At 70.6% G+C, this 17,934-nt stretch carries 16 protein-coding genes and 1 tRNA gene; 5 read left to right on the top strand and 12 right to left on the bottom strand.

What is annotated here, in order from left to right; translation table 11 throughout:
* Positions 1–63: 63 nt before the first annotated feature.
* Together ugpC and otsB are read right to left on the bottom strand one after the other, a co-directional pair.
* Positions 64–1,179: a sn-glycerol-3-phosphate ABC transporter ATP-binding protein UgpC gene (gene ugpC, locus AB0F40_RS20915; protein ID WP_357471982.1), complete on the bottom strand. Its 1,116-nt coding sequence runs from the start codon at positions 1,177–1,179 to the stop codon at positions 64–66.
* 187 nt (positions 1,180–1,366) lie between these two features.
* Positions 1,367–3,697 (bottom strand): trehalose-phosphatase, encoded by a 2,331-nt coding sequence (otsB, locus tag AB0F40_RS20910; protein WP_357471979.1) that lies wholly within the window; start codon positions 3,695–3,697, stop codon positions 1,367–1,369.
* A gap of 176 nt (positions 3,698–3,873) precedes the next feature.
* Between otsB and AB0F40_RS20905 the strand changes: the two genes are divergently transcribed.
* The 5 genes from AB0F40_RS20905 to AB0F40_RS20885 all read left to right on the top strand — a co-directional run bounded on the left by AB0F40_RS20905 (position 3,874) and on the right by AB0F40_RS20885 (position 8,288).
* Positions 3,874–5,697 (top strand): serine/threonine-protein kinase, encoded by a 1,824-nt coding sequence (locus AB0F40_RS20905; protein ID WP_357471976.1) that lies wholly within the window; start codon positions 3,874–3,876, stop codon positions 5,695–5,697.
* Between the two features lie 120 nt (positions 5,698–5,817).
* Positions 5,818–6,675: a thioredoxin domain-containing protein gene (locus AB0F40_RS20900; RefSeq protein WP_357471973.1), complete on the top strand. Its 858-nt coding sequence runs from the start codon at positions 5,818–5,820 to the stop codon at positions 6,673–6,675.
* Positions 6,676–6,809: 134 nt separating this feature from the next.
* Positions 6,810–6,885: transfer RNA gene (locus AB0F40_RS20895), tRNA-Thr, on the top strand.
* A gap of 173 nt (positions 6,886–7,058) precedes the next feature.
* On the top strand, positions 7,059–7,502 hold the full coding sequence (locus tag AB0F40_RS20890; protein ID WP_357471970.1) for a hypothetical protein: 444 nt from the start codon (positions 7,059–7,061) through the stop codon (positions 7,500–7,502).
* Between the two features lie 3 nt (positions 7,503–7,505).
* Entirely contained in the window at positions 7,506–8,288 is a 783-nt protein-coding gene (locus AB0F40_RS20885; RefSeq protein ID WP_357471967.1) for a hypothetical protein, read from the top strand.
* 117 nt (positions 8,289–8,405) lie between these two features.
* Here the strand turns inward: AB0F40_RS20885 and AB0F40_RS20880 are convergent, their stop codons facing one another.
* The 10 genes from AB0F40_RS20880 to AB0F40_RS20835 all read right to left on the bottom strand — a co-directional run bounded on the left by AB0F40_RS20880 (position 8,406) and on the right by AB0F40_RS20835 (position 17,920).
* Positions 8,406–9,590, bottom strand: coding sequence for a tyrosine-type recombinase/integrase (locus AB0F40_RS20880; protein WP_357471964.1), 1,185 nt, complete (start codon positions 9,588–9,590; stop codon positions 8,406–8,408).
* A gap of 10 nt (positions 9,591–9,600) precedes the next feature.
* A complete protein-coding gene (locus AB0F40_RS20875; RefSeq protein WP_357471961.1) occupies positions 9,601–11,412 on the bottom strand; it encodes a hypothetical protein in 1,812 nt (603 codons plus the stop codon).
* Positions 11,409–11,612 (bottom strand): helix-turn-helix domain-containing protein, encoded by a 204-nt coding sequence (locus AB0F40_RS20870; protein ID WP_357471958.1) that lies wholly within the window; start codon positions 11,610–11,612, stop codon positions 11,409–11,411. The genes AB0F40_RS20875 and AB0F40_RS20870 overlap by 4 nt, the downstream gene beginning before the upstream one ends.
* A 47-nt stretch (positions 11,613–11,659) precedes the next feature.
* Positions 11,660–12,436 carry a hypothetical protein gene (locus AB0F40_RS20865; protein ID WP_357471955.1) on the bottom strand — a complete coding sequence of 259 codons (777 nt, stop codon included), beginning with the start codon at positions 12,434–12,436 and terminating at the stop codon, positions 11,660–11,662.
* 38 nt (positions 12,437–12,474) lie between these two features.
* Positions 12,475–13,470 (bottom strand): bifunctional DNA primase/polymerase, encoded by a 996-nt coding sequence (locus AB0F40_RS20860; protein WP_357471952.1) that lies wholly within the window; start codon positions 13,468–13,470, stop codon positions 12,475–12,477.
* 152 nt (positions 13,471–13,622) lie between these two features.
* Positions 13,623–13,994 carry a hypothetical protein gene (locus AB0F40_RS20855; RefSeq protein WP_357471949.1) on the bottom strand — a complete coding sequence of 124 codons (372 nt, stop codon included), beginning with the start codon at positions 13,992–13,994 and terminating at the stop codon, positions 13,623–13,625.
* Positions 13,995–14,027: 33 nt separating this feature from the next.
* Positions 14,028–14,357, bottom strand: a complete 330-nt coding sequence (locus AB0F40_RS20850; RefSeq protein WP_357471947.1) for a hypothetical protein — start codon at positions 14,355–14,357, stop codon at positions 14,028–14,030.
* 1 nt (position 14,358) lies between these two features.
* Entirely contained in the window at positions 14,359–15,471 is a 1,113-nt protein-coding gene (locus AB0F40_RS20845; protein ID WP_357471944.1) for a hypothetical protein, read from the bottom strand.
* 35 nt (positions 15,472–15,506) lie between these two features.
* Complete coding sequence (locus tag AB0F40_RS20840; protein WP_357471941.1) at positions 15,507–17,714, bottom strand: FtsK/SpoIIIE domain-containing protein; 2,208 nt, start codon at positions 17,712–17,714, stop codon at positions 15,507–15,509.
* Positions 17,714–17,920, bottom strand: coding sequence for a hypothetical protein (locus AB0F40_RS20835; RefSeq protein ID WP_357471938.1), 207 nt, complete (start codon positions 17,918–17,920; stop codon positions 17,714–17,716). The genes AB0F40_RS20840 and AB0F40_RS20835 overlap by 1 nt, the downstream gene beginning before the upstream one ends.
* Positions 17,921–17,934: the final 14 nt, after the last annotated feature.

Below are 17,934 nucleotides of genomic sequence, written 5' to 3'. Positions count from 1 at the left end.
GGTAGGGCGGCCCTCAGAGGCCGCCCTACCTCGCCACAGTTCTACCTCGGCGAGGGGCTGCGATCAGCCGAGGCGCTCACCCGTGGTCGCGGAGAACACGTGCGAGTGACCGGCCTGGATGGCCACGGCGATGACGTCGCCCTTGTCGGGCACGTTGCGCGGGTCGATGCGCACGATGAGCTGGTTGGTCTCACCGGCGGTCAGGTTGAGGTCGGTGTCGCCCTTGAGCGTGCCGTAGACGAACGCGTCCGAGCCCAGCTCCTCGACGAGGTTGACCTCGACGTCGAACGAGCCCGCCGTGCCCACCGCGACCGGGTCGAGCGCCTCGGGGCGGAAGCCCAGCGTCACCTTGCCGCCGTCGGCGTCGGTCATCTCGCTCGCGATGGAACGCTCGAGCGGCACCTCGGCCGAACCGACCTGGACCTTGCCGTCCTTGACGTCGAACGTGCCGATGTTCATCGCGGGCGAGCCGATGAAGCCGGCGACGAACACGTTGTTCGGGCGGTCGTACATCTCGCGCGGCGTGCCGACCTGCTGGAGCACACCGTGGTTCAGGACGGCGATGCGGTCACCCATGGTGAGCGCCTCGGTCTGGTCGTGGGTGACGTAGACGGTGGTGACACCCAGGCGGCGCTGGAGCGACGCGATCTGGGTACGGGTCTGGACACGGAGCTTGGCGTCGAGGTTCGACAGCGGCTCGTCCATGAGGAACACCTGGGGCTGACGCACGATGGCGCGGCCCATGGCGACACGCTGACGCTGACCACCCGAGAGGGCCTTCGGCTTGCGGTCGAGGTACTCCACGAGGTCGAGGATCTTCGCTGCTTCCTCGACGCGCTGGCGGATCTCCGCCTTGGGCGTGCCCGCGATCTTCAGGGCGAAGCCCATGTTGTCCGCCACCGACATGTGGGGGTACAGAGCGTAGTTCTGGAAGACCATTGCGATGTCGCGGTCCTTGGGCTGCACGTCGGTGACGTCGCGGTCGCCGATGAAGATGTGCCCACCGTTGACGTCCTCGAGGCCCGCGAGCATGCGCAGGGACGTGGACTTACCGCAGCCGGACGGGCCGACGAGGACGAGGAACTCGCCGTCCTCGATCTCCAGGTTCAGCTGGTCGACGGCCGGGCGCTCAGTGCCCGGGTAGACGCGCGTCGCGTGATCGAAAGTGACCGTAGCCATGACTAGTACATCCTTCCACCGGCAGGTACGTGCCGGACGATCCGTTGTGGTCGGGTGCCGTTGCTTCCACTCACGTGTCGGCGGTGACACTGTTGCAGCGTGATCGTACCCCGGTTGGCCAAGGCCGCGGTATCGACGGGGTCACGATCGGGTCAGCCTTCGCCTGCCTGACGCCTGAGCCTGCGGTTCAGTCGTTGCTCCGCAGGGTCCGTGCGAGGCCGGCGAGGACGGCGGCCAGCGCGTCGGGGTCGGGCACGCGGTGCGAGGCGAGGGTGTCGCCGGTGCCCACCTTGATCGACAGGTCGCCGGACTCCAGCGCACCGAAGGCGTGCTCGTCGGTGGTGTCGTCGCCCGCGTACAGGACGCGCACCTTCTCGACGCCCAGCTCGGCCGCCACGGTGCCGCGCAACCGGCGCAGCGCCTCGCCCTTGCTCGTCGGTACCACCGACACCTCGACCACGTCCTTGCCGTGCATGGCGGGCAGCCCCAGGTTGGCGGCCACCTCGTCGGCGGCGACGGTGATCGCGGCGGCGTCGTCCACGCTCGCCAGGCGCGTGTGCACGACGGCGGCAGCCGGCTTGACCTGGACCCAGGCGCCCTCGCGGCCCGACACCGCAGACTCGAACCCGGCGACGAGCGCGTCGAGCTCGCCGGACTGCGTGGTCGTGAGATGGAACGGCACCTGCTCGACGCCGGTGGTGGTGGCTCGCCCCGCCTCCGCGCCGTGGCTGCCGACGAGGAACGTGCCGTCGGGGGCGACCGTGCGCTCGGCGAGGTCGGACAGGTCCCGTCCCGAGATGAACGCGAGGCGCACGGGCGCCTCCTGGCCGAGCCCGTGCAGCTGCTCGATGGCGGTGCGCGCGGCCCGCGTCATCGTGGACGACTTGGGGTCGTCCACGAGCGGCGCGAGGGTCCCGTCGAAGTCGCACGCGAGCAGCCAGCCGGTGGTCGGCTTCTTGCGCCGCCCGTTCCCGTTGCCCATGCGGGCGAGCCGGCCCCGGGCGGGCACGCCCTCCGGCACCGTGGTGAACGCCGTCAGCGCGTCGCGGAGGTTGTGGTGGCGGGGCTCCGCCGAGCGCGGGTCCACGGTGAGCGGCCTGGCCGGCACCGCGGTGAGCACGCCGAGGAAGGTCTCCGACCACTTGGCGACGTCGTCGGCCAGGACCTTGCGGCGCAGGCGCCGCATGCGGCGGCGCTGCTCCCGCGGGTCCATGGTCGCGGCCGCCACGATGATGTCCTTCATACCGTCGATGTCGTGCGGGTTGACCAGCAGGGGACCCGGCGAGAGCTCGTCGGCGGCGCCGGTGAACTCGCTGAGCACCAGCGCGCCGCGCTCGTCGGAGCGGGCGGCGATGTACTCCTTGGCGACCAGGTTCATGCCGTCGCGCAGCGACGTCACCAGCAGCACGTCGGCCGCAAGGTAGAGCGCCGCCATCTCCTCCGGCGGGTAGGAGTGGTGCAGGTAGTGGATGGCGGAGTGGCCCAGCTCGCCGTACTCGCCGTTGATCCGGCCGACCAGGCCCTCGACGTGCTCGCGGAGCTCCTGGTAGGCGCCGACGTTCTCGCGGCTCGGGCTCGCGACCTGCACGAGCGTCGCGCTCTCGACGTCGAGGCGGCCGTCGTCGAGCAGCTCGCCGTACGCCTTGATGCGGTGCCGGATGCCCTTGGTGTAGTCGAGCCGGTCGACCCCCAGCATCAGGGTGGCGGGGTTGCCGAGGTCGGCCTTGATCTCCTTGGCACGCGCCTGCACCTCGGGGGTGCGGGCGAGCGTGTCGAAGCGGTGGGAGTCGATCGAGATGGGGAACGACGACGCGCGGACGTGCCGGCCCGGGCGCCCGTCGGCGTCCGGGATGGTGATGACGGGGCCGCGGGTGGTGTAGCCGGTGAGGCGACGTGCCGACCGCACGAAGTTCGCCGCGTCGCCGTTGCGCTGGAAGCCGACGAGGTCGGCGCCGAGCAGGCCGTCGATGATCTGGCGGCGCCACGGGAGCTGCGCGAACAGCTCGACGGGCGGGAACGGGATGTGGTCGAAGAACCCGATGCGCAGGTCCGGCCGCAGGTCACGGAGCATGCGGGGGACGAGCTGGAGCTGGTAGTCGTGCACCCAGACGACGGCGCCCTCCGCCGCCTCTTCCGCCGCGGCGTCGGCGAAGCGCTGGTTGACCCGCCGGTACGCGTCCCACCACTGACGGTGGTAGTCGGGCGGGGCGATGACGTCGTGGTAGAGCGGCCAGAGCGTGGCGTTGGAGAAGCCCTCGTAGTAGCGCTCGATCTCGACGGCGTTGAGCGTGACCGGTACCAGCAGCATGCCGTCGGCCTCGAACGGCTCGTGCGCGAGGTCAGGGGCGCCGGACCAGCCCACCCAGGCACCGTCGGCACCCTGCATCACGGGCTCCAGCGCTGTGACGAGGCCGCCGGGTGACCTCTGCCAGGTGAGATCGCCGTCCGGGCCGACCGAGAAATCGACCGGCAGCCGGTTCGCGACGACGACCAGATCGTATCCTTCTTTACCTGGCAATGTACTTCTCCTTAGATGTGTAGAAGTCTCGCTGCGCAGTGTCAAGAGTACCGAGGTTCCCTGCCTGTTCAGGGTAACGAGGTCGTCCGTTACGTGGTGTTGCTCACGCGCCAGCGCTGGTCACAGCGCCGAGACTTGGCGGGCGTCGCCGGTCGGCGACGGCTACGGTGTGCCCCATGGAGGAGCTGGAGGCTTCGACGGCGCCCTCGGACGGTGCCGGCCCCGCTGCCGGCTCGAAGCTCGGCGGGTACACGGTCGTGCGCGAGATCGGCGCCGGAGCCATGGGCGCCGTCTACCGCGCGCAGGACGACGGCGGGCACGCCGTCGCCCTCAAGATGCTGCACCGCCACCTCGACGACCCCGCCGCCCGCGAGCGGCTGCGCCGCGAGGCCGCGGCGCTGCAGGGCCTGCGGCACCCCGCGGTGGCTCGGGTGCTGGACGCCGAGCTCGAGGGGCCCGACGCGTTCATCGTCACCGAGCTCGTCGAGGGCCCCACCCTCGAGGAGGAGATCGACGAGCGCGGCCCGCTCGACGCCCGGGACCTCTTCGAGCTCGCCGACCAGCTCGCCGACGCCCTCGAGGCCGTGCACGGCAGCGGCGTGGTGCATCGCGACCTCACTCCGTCGAACGTGCTCATCGCGCGGACCGGGCCGGTCCTGATCGACTTCGGGCTCGCCCAGGGCCCCGGCGACGTCCGGTCCACCCGCACCGGGTTCGTCATGGGCACCCCCGGCTACCTCGCCCCGGAGCTGCTCGACGGCGCGGAGCCGGGCCCGGACACCGACTGGTGGTCCTGGGCCGCCGTGCTCGGGTTCGCCGGTACGGGTCGGGCACCGTTCGGTGTCCGGCCGACGGAGCTGGTGCTACGCCGCTCACGGCAGGGCCAGGCCGACCTCGAGGGGTTGCCGCCGCGCGCGGCACGCGCCCTCGGTGCGGCGCTGCGGGCGGTGCCCGCCGAGCGCTGGGGACCCACCGAGGTCGCGCGGGCGCTCAAGAGCGAGTCGGAGGCGTTCGTCGCCGCGACAGCGGCCCCGGACGGCTCCCCGACGACGGTGCTCGGCCCCTCCGGCACCTCGGCCGACGCACCGACCGCCGCGATGCCGGCCGACCTCGGCTCGACGCGCGTCATGCCGCAGGGCCTCCTGTCCCAGCCGGTGTCCGCTGCGGCCGGTGGCGCGGGCGTGGGCGCGGCAGCAGGAGCCGCTGCGGTCGCCGACGCCGCGCGTCCCGGCGTGGGCGGCGTGACCGACCTGGCCGCGGCACCCGTCGCGGCACGGGGCCGGTCGGTCACCGGACGTGCTCTCGGCGCGCAGACCCCGGGCGCGACGTCGGGCGACCAGACCTTCGGGCTGCAGACGGCCAACCCGGCGCACGTCACCGGCTACCGGGGGATGTTCGTCGCCTTCACCCTCGCGCTCGTGGCGCTCGCCGCCGTCCAGCCAGGGGTGGCGACCGCCGTGCTCGTAGGGCTGCTGATCGCGGCACGCCTGGCGGGGATCGCCGTCGACGAGTTCCGCAACCGGCGCGCGCGGCATGGGCCACGTCGGGTCGACGCGCTCGTGGCGACGTTGCTCTCCCCCTGGCACCTCGTGCGCGCGGTGTTCGGGGTGCTCCCGGCCGCGGCCGTCGGCATCTGCTCCGGAGTGATCGCCGTGCTGCTGGGTCTGATGCTGTTCGCGCCCGGCAACGTGATCATCGCCCCGATCATGACCGTCGAGGCGCGTTCGGTGGGCGGCATGAACGAGCCGGTCGTCGACAGCCTCGTCCTCGGCGTCGCGATGCTGGTGACGGTGGTCGTGTCGTGGTTCGGTCCGGCGTCGTACGCGACGCGGGTCGGGGCCGGTCCGCTGCTGCGCCGGATCGCCCCCACCAGGACGCGCAAGATCGTCCTTGCGGCGGTCGTGCTGGCGCTTGCGGCCCTGGCGGCCTGGCCGCTGCTCGACGGCTCGGTGGACGTGCTGTGGTGGCCTCTGGAGGGCCGGCCCGACGTCACATGGTGACACCCAGGTTTGGTGTCGAGATCGTACCGAAACGTCCAGCAGTCTCCCAGCGAGCGCGGGTAGGCTTTACCTCAGGCGCACAGCGCCTCGCCCCATTGGCCCGCATCTCGAAGGACCCCGATGTCGACGAACATGACCAAGGCGCAGCGTCGAGACGCCGCCCGTGCCGAGGCCCTTGCACTCCAGAAGAAGCAGCAGTCGCGCGAGAAGCGTAGCCGCGCGATCGTGCTGAGCGCGCTCGGGCTCGGACTCGTGGTCCTGGTCGTGGCTGTCGTGATGATCTTCGCCGAGGGCCAGAAGACGCCCATGGAGAAGGTCGACAACATCCCGGCCGGCGTGGTCGAGAACACCGGCATCCCCGTCGGTTCCACCGGTGCGGCGGGGACCACGAACGAGGGCGCGAAGACCCTCGACGTCTACGTGGACTACATGTGCCCCATCTGCGGTCAGTTCGAGTCGCTGAACGGCGCGAGCATCACCGAGATGCGCGAGGCCGGGGACGTGACGCTCGTGGTGCACCCGGTCACGATCCTGGACCGCGCGTCCCAGGGCACCGAGTACTCGACGCGCGCGGCGGCAGCCGCCGCGTGGGTCGCCGACCGGGCGCCCGAGCAGTTCACGGCGTTCCACGAGGCGATGTTCGCGAGCCAGCCGGAGGAGGGCACCGCCGGCCTGTCGGACGAGCAGATCGCGCAGGTCGCCGAGCAGGCCGGTGTGCCGGCCGACGTGGCAGCCGGGATCGCCGACGGCGACGCGAACGATACCTACGAGGAGTGGGTCAGGGCCGCCACGGAGGAAGCGCAGAACGATGAGTCGGTGCTCAACGCCGAGGGCGGCTTCGGGACACCGACCGTGCTCGTCGAGGGCGAGCGCTTCGAGGGCTGGCAGGCCCCTGGTGCGCTGACCCAGGCGATCACGGGCGAGGCGCCCGCGTCTGAGGAGCCGTCCGCGGAGCCTTCCACGGAGCCGTCCGAGTAGTCCACAGGTTGTGGATGGCGGGGTCCCGGGCTGCGGCCCGGGGCCCCGCTGCTCCGTTCTGGCAGCATCTCTGGCAGCATCGTGGCTCTCGACTCGGATTCTGAGGGGGAGAACCGTTAGGCTGTTCCCCGCCCGCCGCCTTAGCTCAGCTGGTAGAGCTCCCGCCTTGTAAGCGGAAGGTCGTCGGTTCGAACCCGACAGGCGGCTCCAGAGGCCCGGGATCTCAACGATCCCGGGCCTGCGTGCTTCCGTTACACGGTCCCGACCGAACGGAAACCCGGCGCTATCACCCGGCGAACTGCCGCGCCGGCGATCACCAGTGCAGTAGTCTCACTAGTGTCGGTAACTCATCCGCACCCCTGTCTTGGACGGAGAATCGCCGCATGCATCCCAGCGACCTCGCACTCCTCGTCGCGTCCGACGAGCTGGGCACTGGCAAGGGACCGTTCCCGCTTGACCGCGTGCGCATGCAGAAGGCGATATTCCTCCTGACGCAGCGTGGGCCAAGAGCGTGGAAGACGCTCTACCAGTATGAGCCTTATAACTGGGGCCCGTACTCAGGTGCACTCGCCTCGGACTTGAACCGGCTTGTGCAAGATGACCTGCTCGCCGTGAGAGATGTCCCGCAGAACCGATACGGCTCGTACCAGGCGACAGGGCTTGCTGCGGGTCGAACCCGCACGGCGCGTGCCGAGTGCACGCCAGAAGAGCTCGCATTCATCAAGTCGGTCCGCGACTACGTCACCTCGAAGTCTTTCGCGAACCTTCTGAAAGAGGTCTACGCGGAGTATCCGGAGTTTGCCACCAAGTCGCGTTTCACGGGCTGAGCGATGACCGTTGCGCTCGGGTTGGTCTGCTCCGATGGGGTGTTGGTCGCGTCCGACAGTATGGGCAGCAATAACACCGTGGCGGACCACAGCGTGAAGGTTCGTGCATCAAACCCCGCACCAGTGGTCTGGACCGCTGCTGGCTCCGTCTACGTGATCGAGGAGGTTGAGGCTGCGTTGGCCAGCAGCCTCGGCACTGCGTCCGGCGGGACGCCGCCACAGATCTTCTTCGATCCCAATGAGTCAGCGATCCGAGGTCGGCTCAGGCCCGTGCTGAACAAGACGATGGGCGGCGCATACGCGTCCGCCCTGCACGTCGCCCCCGCCAGCCCTGGTGGGATGACGATGCTCCCGTTCGCCTCGGACTTTCTCCTGCTGGGCTACGCCAACGGGACCCCGTGGTTCTTGGAATTCGCTCAAGACGGACAGGTCAACTCTCATAGCGAGAGAGGCTTCTACGCGGTGGGTAGCGGGGGACATTTCGCCTCGGTGGCCCGCGCGCTCATGAAGCACTATCTCGATAGAGAGATACCTCTTGAGTTGGGCCGCATGCTTGCGTACAGGACTATCGCAACAACTGTAGAGGTTTCCCCCGGAGGGGTCGGGCTCCCGGTTCAGATCGCTGAGTGCAACTCCGAGGGTCCCCGTATCCTCACGACCGAGGAAATTGAGGCTGTCGGCGCGGGCGTGGACGCCTGGAAAACCCTCGAACGGGAGTCGTTGCGGATTGGCTTGGGCGAGGTTGAGGCGGCCCCGGCTGGGGACCTTCCTTCCCTCGCGATCTAGCAGGCCTCGCGGTCACTGACCAGCCGCGATGATGAGTAAAGGCAGTTCAGTCGCTCGGGACCATGCGACTCCGAGCGACTGAACTTCCCTATTCGGCCCAGCATGCGCGGGCTGGGATCACCCGCCGAACCGCTCCAGGATGGTCCTGTGATCGGGGCCAACGGCAGGACGCGCGACGTAATGCTTTGCCGTCACGGCCGAGTGCGAGTGCCCGAGTTGCGCTGCCGCCGCCTCGATATCGGCGCCGCGCTCGACGGCCGTGCCGACGCTCTTGCGGAACGTCTTCGGAGTGATCCATGTCCACTCCGGGTGCCGCTCGCGGAACGTGCGCCACTGCCGGTCAACGGTCGTCACCTCGCGCAGCCCGTCACGCTCCGAGGGAAACACAAGGTTGAGTGCCCCGGGGGACGCCTCGGCGGCTCGCCTTTCGAGCATCCGCACCGCGAATTCCGGGACAAGGTGCCCGCGCGGCTTCTTCCCCTTGGTCGTGTCCTGCCGGAACAAGCCCACGCCCTTCTCACGGACCACGGTCCCGGTGAGGTAGACGACGTGCCTGGTGAGGTCGACCTCGTCCCATCGGAGTGCGAGGGCCTCGCCGGGACGACAACCAGTGGCGAGCATGACGTCCACCAGGTCGTGAAGGTCAATCGCGGTGGCCTTCTCGTCGGTGGCAAGCGCAGTTCGGAGCGCGATGACGTCGGGCACGGCGAGCGCGCGCACCTCTTCACTCGTTGTTGCAGGCACAGGCGTTACGGAACGCGCAGGGTTCGCCGTCAGCGCATCCTCGCGCACCGCGACGTCGAGCATGCCCTTGAGACACGTCAGCGAGATGCGCGCGTTGGCCGCGTGCTTTTCCACCTCGCCGGCCACCCAGGCTTCCAGGCGTGACACCGTGCACTCCCGCAGCAGCAGCCCGCCCAGGCCGGGGACGACATACTGCTCCGTGGTGTACCGGTACCGCTGCCGTGTGTTCACGGCGAGGCCGCTCGGGTCGATCTTCGTCCGCAGCCAGTAGTCCGCGAGGACTTCCAGCCGTGTATCTCCCGTGATGGTGTCCGACGACGTGCGCTTGCGGATCGTCAGGTCATCCCTCAGCCGACGCTCGGCCTCAGCGCCCGAGCTGCCCCACGCCTCAACCTTTCGGGTGCGGCCGTCGTGGTCGCGAAACCGGCACTGCGCGGCCCAACGGATCTTCTTCATGGGCACGGTCTTGCCGTCCGGCGTGGTCCAGGTCTTGCCTTCCCCGATGAGTTTCACGCCGTTGTAGTACGGGACGCGGTTGATCTGCCCGTGCGATCCCACGGGCATTGGCTTACGCGACATGGTTGGTGACCTCCAGGGTGGCGGTGGCTTCGTGGTTGGGGCGGCAGCGGGTGGTGTAGCCGGGGCCGGTGAGGGGTTCTCCGCAGTCGTCGCAGGCGGCGACCTGAGATTGCCCGTATTCCCGACCCGCAACACCCGCACCCCCGTTTGTGCTGGTCAGAGCGTCGGGACGTGCGGGGGTACGCGGGGGTTGGCGGGTGTGTGCGGGTGTTGAACCCCCGCGCAACCCCCGCGTACCCCCGCCTACCCCCGCATCGGAAATCGCTGTGACCTGCAAGGACGGGGGTTGCGGGTGTTGCGGGGGTTGGATACGGGCAATCTCAGGTGGAGTGATCGCCCAGACGGTGACCTTCTGCCGGTTGCGCGCTCCAAGGTCGTCCACGGTCCACCCAGCCGACCGCAGCGCGGGCGCGTTCCGCTTGAGCACACCAGCCACGGCCCGCACGCTCCGGGGCCACGTGCGCGGGGGTACGCCGTCGGGCTGGACCAGGGAGTGGAGGTCGGCTGCCGTGCCCTGCCACGGCTCCGTGATCGTCTCCATCAGGGCGGCGAGGAACGGGTCCGACGTCACCGCGTCCACCGCGAGACTGTTGGCCTGATCGCTGTACGCGGTCAGGGAGTCGGTGCCGTGCACCTGGTCCAGCGCTCCGAGCACCATGGCGAAGTCAGCCATGCGCGGCATGGTCTCCAGTCGCACGGACGGCATCCGCGTCTTGCACACCCGCACCTGTTCCAGCAGCGCACCGAACACGCGAGGGTGCGCCGACTCCCACGCGGTCGCGAGCTGCGATTCCGGGCGGCGGCGGTCCTCGGTGATCCGGTCCAGGTTGACGACGATGGACCGGTCTGCGAGGTCGGGGGCCATGGCTCCGACGTCGATCCCGTTCATGAGGATCACGCGACGGAACGCGAACACGGACAGCCCGTCATCGGAGTACAGCTCGCGGCGCACGTCGCCGTCACCGGTCACCGCGCGGCACAGGGAGTCCGACAGCCACGGCGGGATCGTGGAAAGGTTGTCCAGCCCGACCACCCACGAACCTTGAGCGGCGGTCACCCACCCGTCCGCGTCGCGGGGCGGCTTGCGCAGCGGCACCGGGGACGGGTCCACGAGCTGCACCAGGTTCTTCGTCGCGGACGACTTCCCGGTGCCCTGCTCACCCAACAGCGCCAGCATCGGGTGCGGGATGCGCTCCCAGCCCAGGGCCGCGACGAGCCAGCCCAGCACGAGCGGCCGGTCCGCCTCGGTGACGTTCAGCAGCGCCCACAGGTCGTCCAGGCTCCCGCCCGGCTCGGGCATCGGCAGCGCGCCTGTCAGGGCCGACCGGCGGAACAGGACCGGGGCCTCGGTCACGACGGACCACCCGTCGCCACCGACGCGCACGACGTGTTCGGCAGCGTCGCCAAGGTCGATCCACGTCGCGCCGTCGTGCTCGGCAACGCGCACGTGGACCGCTTCCGGCTCGGCCTCGCTCGCGGTGCCTTGCAGCACGAGCAGCGCGTCCGCGAGGGCTTGCTGTCCCGCGATGGCTCCGGTGCGCGACCGGTAGGCCTTGGCCAGCTCGCCGCGCAGCGAGGACCGGCCACCGCGCAGCATCCGCACCACGTTCCCGCCCGTGCGCGGGACCGCGTAGGCGTCGCCGTCGGGCGTGCATCCGAGGTCGTACCGCTCCAACGCGAGGTCCACCAGGACCGATGCGGCGGTCTTCTTCTCCGGAGCGCCGTCGGGTGCCACGGCGGGCACGGCCGGGTCAGTCACGGGGGTGTCGGGGGCGGTCTCGCCCGGCGTCGGGGCGCTCATGCTGCGCTCCGCGTGAACTGGTCCTCGACCCAGGCCTCGACGTCAGCGAGCCGGTAGCGCAGGTGACGGCCGATCTTCACTCCGGGCGGCGTCGGGCGACCGGCGGAGCGCTGCACGTACAGGCTGCGGACCGGGATGCGGAGCAGGTCGGCCACCTCCTGCGGGGTGAGTAGCGCGGGGGCGGCAGTGTTCGTGGTCATGACGGTCTCCCTCTGCGGCGTGCGCGGTCGTGGTCGGGTCGGCGAGGTCATGCGACGGCAGCGAGCCCGGCGCGGGTGAGCAGCTGCGCGCCGATGTGCTCGGTGTAGGCGGGCGGGACCGACTCGAACAGCCCGTTCCACGTCATGTCGTGCTCGATCCCGAGCAGGGCCTTGACGACGTCCTTGCTGCGGGGCACGTATCCGCCCTTGCGGACGTACTTCGCTTCGTACTTGTCCCGGCGCGCGCCGCCGTAGGCACCGGCGACCCACTGGTGAGCGGAGTGGTCGCACGGGCGCGGCGCGGTCAGCGGGGCGTTGGACTCGAACAGCCGCAGCCGCTGGAGATGAACGGTGATCCCGTCGGTGTCCACGGTCGAGAGGCTGAACATGCAGCCGCACAGCGCGACGGGGTCGACCATCTCGGGTCCGGCGTCCTTGACGTTCTCGATCACGTACGGCAGCCCCGTGAGGATCACCAGGGCACGGACGTCGGGGATGAGCTTGGGCCATGCGGTGACCCGCCCGGCGTTGCCGCGCGTGTACCCCTGGCACGGCGGGGATGCGTGGATCGCGTCGAAGTCGGCCAGGCCCAGCAGTTCGACGGTGCCGTCAGGGCGGGTGAACGGCAGCCGGTGCCCGGCCAGCAGCAGCCGGAGCGCGCTCAGGGCGTCCATGCGGAGGAACGGGAACGGGTAGCGCGGCTGGGCCACCAGGTCGATGCCGTAGACGTCGTATCCGGCGCGGTGGTAGCCGGTACCGGCGCCGCCCTGGCAGCAGAACAGGTCCAGCACACGCGGCCTACGGGGCAGGGTCAGGGTGCTCATCAGGAGTCCTCTCTCCGGTCGGGCGTGGTCGGTGGTGGTCATGCGGCGGTGCGGGGCTTGGCGGCTCCGCGACGGAAGCCGGAACGGATCGTCTGCCAGGCCTCGGCCTCGGTGAACGCCCCGTTGGCGATGTGGCCGGCGCACGCGTCCAGCAGCACTCCGGAGGCGTCGGGCTCGGTCAGGGAGCCGCCCGCGATCAGTTCTCCGAGGCAGCACGCGGCGGCGAACAGGCCGTGGTTCCGGCTGCCCTCGGTCGCCTCGCGGACGTGCTGTGCTTCCTTGGTCAGCACCGCGCGCAGGTACGCGGAGCGGTGCGTCACGGGGCGCAGCTCGCGCGGGGTGGCCGGTGCGGCCGGGCGCGTGGTCAGGCGCCGGACCAGCCAGGCGGGCAGCGGCTCGGGCTCGGCGTCCAGGCCGACCAGGTAGCGACCGGCGTCGGTCACCGTGGGCGGGGCCACGACGTACCCGCCGTTGCCTCGGGTGTCGATCCACGGCCCGAGGCGTCCAGCGCTGTTGCCCAGCGACTCCGTGAGGTGCCCGGTGGTGTAGTACCGGTGGACACCCCCGGACGGGGTGTCCACGGTCCAGGTCTCCGGCAGGCCGTCCGGCTCGCCGCAGTCCTCGGCAAGTGCGATGAGTACTCCCTCACCCGAGGTGGCCTCGCCCCGGGCCTCGACCGGCGGGAGGGCGGCACCGGGCTTGGGGGTGTCGGTGTCGATCACCAGCAGTCCCGAGGGTCCGCACGCGATCCCGACGCCGTACGGGGCGGCGGTCCACGCTCGAGTGATCCGGTCGGGGTTGGTGGTGGCGCGCTGTTCCCAGCCGGTGTGCCCGGTGCGGCACCACGGGTCGCGGTGGTCGCAGTCGGCGGCGGCGTGGCGCGGGGTCGCCGGCCGCTTGCTGCCCGGGGTGAGGGGGAAGACGTGCCATCCCCGGTTGGCGTACTCCAGCGCGGTGGCCAGCAGTGCGCCGTGGTGGAGCTCGGTCGGGGTGCTGCCCGCGTGCGTGCTGGTCCAGCGGGTGAGTGTGCTCATGACGGGTGCTCCTTCGCGGTGGTCGGTCGGGTGCGGCCTGTTTTTGGCATGGCGGGGGTAGGGGCACGGCGGGTAGCGGTAGCGGCCCGCCGTGCCCTCAGCAGTGCGTGAGGTGGGGGTTTCGGGGGTGCGGCGCGGTGGCCGCTACCCCGCTACTTCGTTGGAATCACGCCGTTTTCGGCGGTAGCGGGGCCGCTACCGGTAGCGGGCCTCGCGCTACCGTTCGCCAGGCCCGGCGATGCCTCGGCGGGGGTGGTGGTGGCTACCTCGTCGGGCATCGGTCCGAGGGTGAGCCGGCACATGATCGTGACCAGCGCGGCGGTGAACGCGGTCACGGCGACCACGGCGGCGAGCGAGGCGATCAGGTCCAGCCCGAGGGCCGAACCGGCGACGGTGAGGCCCATCGTCACGGCGAACACGGCGCCCGTGCGGCGGATAGCGCGCTCGACGGCGGTCACGAGTTGGCGAGCGTCGCGCACGAGTTCGGCGTACTCGGTCGGGCTGAGGTTGTCGTTGCGGTTCACGGTTCCTCCTGCGAGTGGACGAGTGGTGCGGGGTCAGGCGGCGGTGTGCCAGTGCTCCGGCAGGTCCTCCCCCTCGTCGTGGGCGGTGAGCCGTTCGGCCCAGGCGCGTTCGAAGTCGCGGACGGTCATGCGGGGTGTGGTGGCCCAGAAGTCGCGCAGCTCTTCCGAGGCGTACGCGGCGACGAACGATCCTCCGGCGAGGAACAGACGCTCCTCACTGACTCCTGCGGCGCGGCCGCGTGCGTTGAGCAGGGCACCGTTGGTGGCGTTGTAGGCGGCGGCGATGTGGGCTTCGAGGTAGTCGCCGTACTCGGACCGCATCGCGGCCCACTGTCGGGCGGCGCGCTCGAAGATGGCGGACATGTCAGGCCTCGACCGTGGCGAGCATCGCGGCGGTGGCTGGGGCGTGGTCCGGAGTGCTGTCCGTGGCGGGGCGGGCGTCGGACAGCAGGCGGCGGGCGGTCCGGTCGGTCACGTGGTGGCCGGCGTCGGCCAGTGCGGCCAGGGCGTGGCGGGTGGTGGCGTCGGGGTTGGTGGTCAGCAGGTCGGACACGACGCCCAGGCGGGCGGCGCGGTCGGCGTCGGACGTGCGCGCCGGGCGTGCCGTCCGGCGCGGTGCCGGGCGGACAGCGGCCCGGACACGGGGGCGGTCGTGTCCGGCGGCGGACACGGCGGACAGCCGGTCACTGTCCGCGCTGTCCGGGGCGGTCATGTCCGCCAGCTCTGCCCGGACGGACTCGGCGGCGCGGACCTCGTAGTCCGGCTCGGACATGACCGGGGCAGCGATGCCGAGACCGGCGACGCGGTTGTTGGTCTCGACGTGCAGGCGGGCCACGTCGGTGGTGGCGTCCGCGACGGCGGACAGCGACTCCAACCATGCCGTGGTCTGAGCCAGCATCTCGGCGGGCGGCACGGTCCGCAGAGCCACGGCACGGGCCTTGCGACGCTTGGCCTCGGCGCGGGCGATGCCCTTACCGGTCTCGTGGGCGCGGGCGGCGTCTTCGACGGTCAGGAACAGGCCGTGCATCCGGGCGGTCTGCCGCATGCTGGACCAGGACGCGCCGGTCGCGAGGTGGCGGTCCCCGATGAGGGCGAGGTGCCACATGAGGGCGGCGAGCAGGGGCACGATGAACCGGAACGCGACCGCGCCGGCCGGGTGGCCCATGTAGACCTCATGGATCGCCGCGAACACGCCTGAGGCGGACGAGAGCGCCCACGTGAGCGTGAGCAGCGTGCCGCCGGGGCGGTTGTCCCGCGCGGCCTCACGAGCCAGCAGAGCGACCGTGACAAGCGACAGCTCGAAGACTCCGGCGGTGGTGTAGGCGGTGGCGGCGTCCATGCCCAGGACGTCACGGCCGAACCCGACCATCGCGAGGTAGGCGGACACCGTAGAGATGACGGCGACGGACACGGCCCCGCCCAGGACCAGGCGGCGTGAGCCGCCGGGCCGGGTGGTGGTGTGATCGGTGGTGCTCATGGTGGTGCTCCTCTCGGTTCGTGCGGTGGGTGAGGTCAGTCGTTGGTCGGGTCGGGCAGTGCGGCGTCGTCGCCCAGGGCCCGGGTGACCTCGGAGCGGATCAGGCCACGGCGCACGGTGGCCCGCCCGTCGATGCGCCGGTTGATCGACTTGGAGCCGACGCCGTGGCGCTTGGCGGCGGCGTTGACCTGCCCGGCGTCCCAGCCCTCGTAGAGCGCGGGCTTGGACTCGGCCAGGCGCTCCGCGAGGACCTCGGACCAGACCTTGTCCTCGCCCTCGGGCCAGACGGCCAGGAGGTGGTCAAGGATCGTGGAGTGGTCGGTGTCGGCCGCGCCGTCCCCGGCAGCCATCCCGGTAAGCAGGCCCTTGGCCTCACGGATGGCCCGGGCACGCTCCACGATCTTGTCCGCGCTCATCCCGTCCACGAACGCGCCGCGCACGAGCTGCGGGTCAGCCGTCTCACCGGCCAGCAGGGCAATGCCCTTGTCCTCCTGAGAGAAGATCGTGGCTCGGTGCCCGGCCTTGTACATCGACGTACCCAGCACCATGTCGTTGGTGGTCTGGTCCCCGACACGCAGGCAGGCACGCAGGCTCAGCAGCGCTGAGATGCCGGTCGGGATGGCGTCCTTGTTCGGCCGCTGCGTGGCAAGCCAGATCATGATTGCCAGGGCGCGGCCACGGCGGGTGATGTCCTCGACCAGCGCGGAGATCTCCGCGCCCATCGTGGGGTCGGTGAACGCGAGCTGCGTCTCATCGATGACGAACAGCAGCGGCTTGAACCCATACGGGTTACCGACCTTGGCCAGCTCGTCGGTGACCTTGTTCTCCGGGCACACGTCCCGGGGCAGGTCCCGAATGACCTTGGCCCGGCGGCGCATCTCGGCCTGTACGGCCTTGAGGTCAGCCAGCAGTGCCTTGAGGTCTTCCGGGTCGTCACCGGCACGGCACACGTGCGCGATCGGGGACAGCGGCAGGAGGTCACCGGTGCCCTTGAGCTCGTGAATGTGCAGCTCGACGCGCGGGTCCAGGGCAGCGCCCAGGATCAGCACCCGGGCAAAGAACGTCTTGCCCATGCCCGGCAGGCCACCGACGATCCCGTTGTTGTACATGAGGTTCACGGACACGGGCCGGCCGCGCTGGTCCTCACCGATGACGAACGGCTCGAACACGTTCACGCTGCCCTTGTTGCGGTACTGCCAGTGCGTGACGCCCCGCTCGGACAGGCCCTTGTCCGCGATGAACAGGTTCAGGCGCGACGGGTGAGCCTTGGGGTTGCCCTCGGGCCACACGCAGTCCTCACGGCGACGCAGCGCAGCGGCGAGACGGTCCTTCCGCTCGATCACGTCGGCAGCGGTCGCCCCGGGCGGAAGGTCGATGTGGATTTCGACGCCGCCCGTGGTTGGGAAGATTCGCAGCACCTTGATCTCCGCGTTGCCGCGCTTGGCCTCCCCCATCGAACCCAGCCCGAGGGTCAGCAGAGCATCGGTGACGACATCGGTGGTGATCTTGGGAACGTCGCCCTTGTGGGACTCGGCAATCGGCGTGGCGGCGTGGCGGGTGCCGACGATGCCGAACGCGGTTACCGCAGCGGCACCGGCCGCGACAGCAGCGGCGGCCAGGCCCTCGGGACCGGTGTAGGTGTGCAGGGTGACGCCACCGACACCGGAGACCATCCCGGCAGCCGCCACGCCGCCCAGGCGAGCCCGGACGCCATCGGCGTGCTCCTTGCGGAGCGTCTTCCACTCCGAGGTTCCGCGCACACCCGCCATGAGCGCGGCGCGGGTGGCCTTGTTCTCGGCGTCGGTCACCCACCGCGACAGACCCCGCACGCAGAGCCCGAACCCGACACCCGCACGGACCACGAACCGAGGCAGGTACACGAACGGCAGCCGCACACCGTGGTGAGCGGTCCAGGACGCCACGAACACGGCCTCACGCCGCGCAGCGGCCCAGAACACCTCCGGCGACTTTGCCCACTCGGGAAGCACCGTCAGCCGCCCGTGGTCCCCGCGGTGCTGGACCACACGCGGCGGGCGCGGGGCGTCGTCGGGCGCGGGCGGGGTCGGGGCGTCGATGACCTCGCCCGAGAGCGAGTTGTCCTCGTCACCCGTGACCGCGCTCTGGTCCAGCAGCCCGCCGGCACGGACGGCGAGATCGGCGGCGGGGCGGTTGAACATGGCTTCCAGCTCGGCATCGTCCGGGGTGTGCCCGGACGGCGTGTGCTCGTCGTTGGGCGTCGTCATCAGGCACCCGCCATCGAGTTGGCACCCGTGAACAGGCTGTTGAGCAGGTCGTTCAGGGCGTCGACGCCCCACATGCCGAACGACGTGGACGCCAGCGCCAGACCCAGGCACACACCCAGCGTCAGGGTGCCGACCTTGGCGGAGCCGTACTTCACGGCGATGAACGAAACGAGGACCAGGAAGACCAGCAGCGAAACGGTGATCATGGCGATGCTCCCTT

Source organism: Promicromonospora sp. NPDC023987, from assembly GCF_040639055.1.
GTDB lineage: Bacteria > Actinomycetota > Actinomycetes > Actinomycetales > Cellulomonadaceae > Promicromonospora.
The sequence above is the reverse complement of the archived record's forward strand: the minus strand, read 5'-3'. Positions and strand labels throughout refer to the sequence as shown.

Coding starts and splice junctions, on each gene's coding strand:
- ugpC (WP_357471982.1), bottom strand. CDS start 1,179: ATGGCTACGGTCACTTTCGATCACGCGACGCGCGTCTACCCGGGCACT.
- AB0F40_RS20905 (WP_357471976.1), top strand. CDS start 3,874: ATGGAGGAGCTGGAGGCTTCGACGGCGCCCTCGGACGGTGCCGGCCCC.
- AB0F40_RS20900 (WP_357471973.1), top strand. CDS start 5,818: ATGTCGACGAACATGACCAAGGCGCAGCGTCGAGACGCCGCCCGTGCC.
- AB0F40_RS20890 (WP_357471970.1), top strand. CDS start 7,059: ATGCATCCCAGCGACCTCGCACTCCTCGTCGCGTCCGACGAGCTGGGC.
- AB0F40_RS20885 (WP_357471967.1), top strand. CDS start 7,506: ATGACCGTTGCGCTCGGGTTGGTCTGCTCCGATGGGGTGTTGGTCGCG.
- AB0F40_RS20875 (WP_357471961.1), bottom strand. CDS start 11,412: ATGAGCGCCCCGACGCCGGGCGAGACCGCCCCCGACACCCCCGTGACT.
- AB0F40_RS20870 (WP_357471958.1), bottom strand. CDS start 11,612: ATGACCACGAACACTGCCGCCCCCGCGCTACTCACCCCGCAGGAGGTG.
- AB0F40_RS20865 (WP_357471955.1), bottom strand. CDS start 12,436: ATGAGCACCCTGACCCTGCCCCGTAGGCCGCGTGTGCTGGACCTGTTC.
- AB0F40_RS20860 (WP_357471952.1), bottom strand. CDS start 13,470: ATGAGCACACTCACCCGCTGGACCAGCACGCACGCGGGCAGCACCCCG.
- AB0F40_RS20850 (WP_357471947.1), bottom strand. CDS start 14,357: ATGTCCGCCATCTTCGAGCGCGCCGCCCGACAGTGGGCCGCGATGCGG.
- AB0F40_RS20845 (WP_357471944.1), bottom strand. CDS start 15,471: ATGAGCACCACCGATCACACCACCACCCGGCCCGGCGGCTCACGCCGC.
- AB0F40_RS20840 (WP_357471941.1), bottom strand. CDS start 17,714: ATGACGACGCCCAACGACGAGCACACGCCGTCCGGGCACACCCCGGAC.
- AB0F40_RS20835 (WP_357471938.1), bottom strand. CDS start 17,920: ATGATCACCGTTTCGCTGCTGGTCTTCCTGGTCCTCGTTTCGTTCATC.